This window comes from Thermococcus sp., from assembly GCF_026988555.1.
In the GTDB taxonomy this organism is placed as follows: Archaea; Methanobacteriota_B; Thermococci; order Thermococcales; family Thermococcaceae; genus Thermococcus.
The window spans coordinates 1-4,947 of sequence record NZ_JALSLB010000005.1; the positions used below are offsets into that span (position 1 = coordinate 1).

General features: G+C 47.8%; 5 protein-coding genes. All 5 read left to right on the plus strand.

Translation table 11 applies throughout. The features are described 5' to 3' along the window. Positions 1–879 (plus strand): type I-B CRISPR-associated protein Cas8b1/Cst1 (gene cas8a1 / locus MVK60_RS00275; protein ID WP_297435260.1); only part of this gene is annotated, 879 nt, incomplete at its 5' end. After that, on the plus strand, positions 876–1,961 hold the full coding sequence (gene cas7i, locus MVK60_RS00280) for a type I-B CRISPR-associated protein Cas7/Cst2/DevR (RefSeq protein WP_297435262.1): 1,086 nt from the start codon (positions 876–878) through the stop codon (positions 1,959–1,961). The genes cas8a1 and cas7i, both read left to right, overlap by 4 nt. Before the next feature lie 4 nt (positions 1,962–1,965). Further along, entirely contained in the window at positions 1,966–2,595 is a 630-nt protein-coding gene (cas5b, locus tag MVK60_RS00285; protein WP_297435264.1) for a type I-B CRISPR-associated protein Cas5b, read from the plus strand. Further along, positions 2,592–4,778: a CRISPR-associated helicase Cas3' gene (gene cas3, locus MVK60_RS00290; RefSeq protein ID WP_297435266.1), complete on the plus strand. Its 2,187-nt coding sequence runs from the start codon at positions 2,592–2,594 to the stop codon at positions 4,776–4,778. The genes cas5b and cas3 overlap by 4 nt, the downstream gene beginning before the upstream one ends. Next, positions 4,762–4,947: Dna2/Cas4 domain-containing protein (locus tag MVK60_RS00295; protein WP_297435268.1), on the plus strand; the 186-nt coding region annotated here is incomplete at its 3' end. The genes cas3 and MVK60_RS00295, both read left to right, overlap by 17 nt.

Here is a 4,947-nt window from a genome sequence, read left to right on the forward strand (position 1 = left end):
CATGCATATCCTTACGAACTTATGCTGGAACTCCACAGGGATGCATTTGACGATGTTGTAAAAACCCAGCTTGCTTCAAATGCCAAGAACTTCAGGCGACCTGAGAACTTTTTCTTTCACCTAATAAGCGAGCTTATGAGGAAGATTGAGCACAGTGAACTCTGGAAAAATACTTCAGTTACACTGTACCACTTCGTTAACAACAATCAGGGCCAGGAGCTTGATGTTATCCATATCCCTAACCAGGCTCTTCGTTTTGTGGCATACGCTTCACTTGCCGACAGTTCTGGATGGAGAAGGATAGTCTCAATGGGCTGGCGTAAAAGGCCCAGCGATGAGGAATTCGCGGAATATGAAAGACGCTACTCCAATGAGGTCTATTCGAGGTTGATAAACGGCCAGAGCATACTCCCCTACTTCATTGACAAAGCAAACAGGCAGGTGAATTCTAAGTGGGAACTTCTGCAATTTTACTGCTCGGAGGTGTTGGGTTTGGATGAAAAGGCTTTGGAATTTATCAAAGATGTTGGTGATAGGGTGGTTGAGACGCTCGAAAAGCTTCCAGACAATAAACTGAAGAGACGTGTGCGCGAGCTCGAAAACGCAACTAAGCTGTACCAGTTTGAAGCATTCTTTGTTGGGCTGGAGAAGCTCAGACAGGAGCTGAATATTGAAAAGCCGCTGATGACCTTCGACGAGTTCGCACGCATTCTGACATCCTATGGCGAAGATTTCAACGTCTCGTGGAAGACCGTCAAAAACCTGCTCCTCTTCCGTATATACGAAAAACTCCATGGGAGGCTGATACGGAAGGAGGAGATAGAGGAAGAGGAAGCTGAAGAGGTTGAAATTTACGGGTTTGGAGGTGAAGAGGCATGAGGTTTGCTGCTGGAATGGTTTTGATTGATGCCCCCCACTCCGCACTGAACATGCTTGGAATTGATGAAAACCTTGCGGATAGGAATGTTACACGGGTCAAGACCCTTAAAAGGGGAGGAAAGCGCTACCCCTACGTTTCGCCACAGGCATGGCGCTACTGGTGGAGAAGCACACTAAAGGAACGCTTTGGATGGGAGCTCTCACCCCTATATAGGGAACAGAAGCAGGTTTTTACAGCTGCCAATCCTCTCAAGTATCCGGACGACGATGTTTTTGGATATATGAGGGCATTCAAGAAGGGAGGTGTAAACGTTAGTGTTACACGCGTTTCACCGCTCAAAAACACACCTCTGGTATCGGTTTTACCTGATAGGAGCTCTCTAACTGTTGATGAGGGCTATGCCTCAAGACATGAGGGTGATCCAGTTCCCTACAGCCAGGAGTTCTATGCCACCATACTAAAGGGCGCTTTTTCACTTGATCTCGATTCGGTCGGAAGATTCACCCTCATCAGCAAAGCAGGGTTTAAAAACCTCCTCACATGGGATGACGTTCCTAAGGACAAGAAAGGCAATCCCAAGAGGGGAACGGAAGATATTGTCAATGAAATCAGGGAGATGGAGAGCATAGCCAGAGAACTTGGTGTCCAGATAGGCGAAAAGGAGTGGTTCATGCCATCAGAGATAAGAAAGAAGCGTGCTGCCGAGACTATAACGGCTCTCCGCTATATCTTTGGCGGTGCCAAGCAGACGCAGTACCTCACCGATGTAACCCCCAAATTTATACTCCTTGTGAGCATTGATGGAGGCATTAACCCGTTCATTAGCGACATTGTGTTCGAGGATAGGGGAGAAGTTAAACTCGATGCTGAGGCCCTAGCCAAGCGTCTCGCTGATCTCACGGAAATACTGCCAACCAAGAAGCTCTACATTGGTTATGATGAGGGTTTTGTGAAGAGCCTCGGATGGAGCATGGAGGAACTCAAAGATAGGTTGGATGAAGCGGAACTTGAGACATTTATGGGCAGCGTGGGTGATGCAATAGAGGAGTTCCTCAAGGAAATCGAAGCATATTACGGGTGAGCTCATGATACGAGTGAAGCTGAGGGCATGGACTGCCAGCTTTCGCTTCCCCACATTTCAATCCGGGTATCAACCAACATTACCGGTGCCTCCGCCTTCAACGATACAGGGAATTCTGTCGGCGGCAAAGGGCAAACCGGTTTACCTCACCGAACTGCCTTATGTCGGCTACATTTTCAGGAGTAGCGGAAAGGGCCTTGACCTTGAGAAAATCTATGCCCTTGGAAAGGTTGAGACGGACATAATGAAGCGTGAATTCCTATATAACGCAGAGCTCTACATTTATCTGCCGGATGAGTGGAAGGGAGCGTTTAAAAGGCCCAGATATCAGCTCCTCCTCGGACGATCAAGCGACCTCGCAACAGTCGAAGAAATTGTGAATATCGATCTGGAAGAAAGGGAAGCACCCCTCGGTGGGACGGTAGTACCTATTAGTCTGGGCATTCCTGGCATGATCCACGCACTCGTGGTGGAGTACGACTATTCAAAGACACCGCGAAAAGCAAGGTTGGTGAGACCTTTCATAGTCCTTCCCTATCCCAGAACCTATGCTGAACGGAAAAGGCAAACGAGCAGAACGTTATATGATCCTGAGCTTGACATCGGCGTCTATATCCACCGGTGGGGTCAATGAAAGTCTGCTACGCGAAATTTAACCCCCATGATTTCCTTGAATGTCATACCAGTGACGCGATTAATGTTCTCAAAAGCATGAGAAAAGCATTCCCGTGGTTCTCTGGAGAGCTCTGGGAACTTTTATTTTATTCCGTTCTTCTCCATGACCTTGGAAAGTGTGCCAGCGGCTTTCAAAAAAATCCGCAAAAATGGGGCTACCGCCATGAGATACTATCCACAGCATTCACACAATTTCTCAGGCTGCCTGAGGAGAAAAGGAACCTGATTGCACTTGGCATACTCACCCACCACAGGACCCTCAATGAACTGGATGACAGAATTCCCCGAAGGATCCCGGGCGTCCCCCTTGAGTTTGATGGTAAAGTCGAGGAGCTTCTCGTGAACTCGGATTATATTGAAGATGTTTTCATGCCCAAAGTTCCCTACTGGGAGGCATACTTCTTTGGGACTGTTAAGCCTCCAAGAAGGTTTTTTCTTCCACATGACTGGAAAGAGCGGCTAAGGAATTTTGATTTTAATACCCTTCTTGAGTGGTACGAAACCAACTGGAAACAGCATAAGGAGGCACTAATTTTTCTCAGGGGTCTCCTCAATGCCGCGGATCATCTTGCCTCGGCAGGTGAGAGCGAAATAAAGCTTTTACCCAACATCGGCAGGGTGATTGAACTCGACCTACCCAGGGAGAGATGGCGCATGCTTCAGAGGGCCGCGAATGAGGCTGAGGGAAACCTCCTCCTGCGGGCCCCAACGGGCTATGGAAAAACTGAAGCCGCACTCCTCTGGGCAGATAGAAACGCATACTACTCAAAAAGGGGCATTTCAACCAGAATATTCTATGTTCTCCCATATAAAGCGAGCATCAATGCGATGCACAGACGTCTTTTGAACCTCTTTGGTGATCCCGCTTTAATCGGTGTCCTTCACAGCTCCTCAACATTCTACCTCTACTCGTCAAACCTTGAGTACAAACGCCTTTCATCCCTCTATCACAAAATATATACTCCCCTAAAGGTTACCACACCATTCCAGATAATGAAAGCGTTCTTTGGCGTTGGATTCTTTGAAATGGCTCTGAGCGAGCTGAGGAATTCCCTTCTGATCTTCGATGAGATACACGCATATGAACCGAACGTCCTTGGCATAATACTCGCAATGTTTGAGCTTCTGAAGAACCACGGAGCAAAGGTTATGGTGATGACCGCCACCCTCCCTGAGTTCATCGAAACCCTGATACGGGATTCAATATCACCCATCGAACTAAAAGCAACTCCGGAAGAGGCGGACAGGTTCACGAGGCACAGGGTAAATGTCGTTGACGGGAGCATGGACGAAGTTAAACAGCTTGTAGAAGAGCTTGATCTTCCAAAGCCGTCGCTTATAGCGTGCAATACTGTTGACCGGGCGATGGAGACGTATTCTCTCCTAAAGCGAGAAGGTTATAACGTAATGTTAATCCACAGCCGTTTCACTTATGGGGATAGGGAAGGAAAGGAGAGGGCACTCTTAAGCAATTTAAATAACTACGATTTTGTGGTCGCCACACAGGTCGTTGAGGTCTCCCTTGATGTTAGCTTTGAGTCTATTCTGACTGAACCTGCTCCCCTTGATGCTCTGATTCAACGCTTTGGCAGGGTGAACAGAAAGGGTTTTGGGAACCTGAGGGATGTCTATGTCCTAACACAGGGGTCTGAGGCAGATAAAAAAGTTTACCGGCCCTATGGTGTCGTTGAGGAGAGCCTGGATATCCTTAAAGAGCTCAACGGCCAGCCCCTTAGAGAGTCTCAAATTCCAAGGCTCGTGAGTGAGGCATACAAATCGGTTGAAGGTGAGCTTTTGAAGGAAGTTATGAAATACCGGGACATTGCGTACAATCTGTTCAAAGAACTAAGACCCCTCCGAAAGGGAGAAGAGGAGAAAAGGTTCTACGATATGTTCCAAGGTCTTGAAGTTGTCCCAATTAAGTTCATGGCAATGCTTGAAAATCTTGCAAAAACAGGAAAAAGGATTGAGACACACCGTTACTTGGTTCCGTTGTCACACTGGAAATTCTTCGCAATAATCTCCAAGCTCGGAGATGTGTTCTCCTATGATAAAAAGCAGCATGTAACGGTTGCTAACTTGAAATACAGCCATGAATTGGGACTTCTTGACGAACCCGAGGAGGATGAGATTATTGGATGAAATATACCTCCAAACCCACCTCCTCATCACCGGCACGGAAATCAACTACCTCTTCATCTGCCCCACAAAGTTATGGTACTCCGCCCACGGGGTCACCATGGAACAGGAGAGCGAATGGGTCGACCTCGGTCGGTTCCTCCACGAGCGGCGCTACGGCAACGAGGAGAAG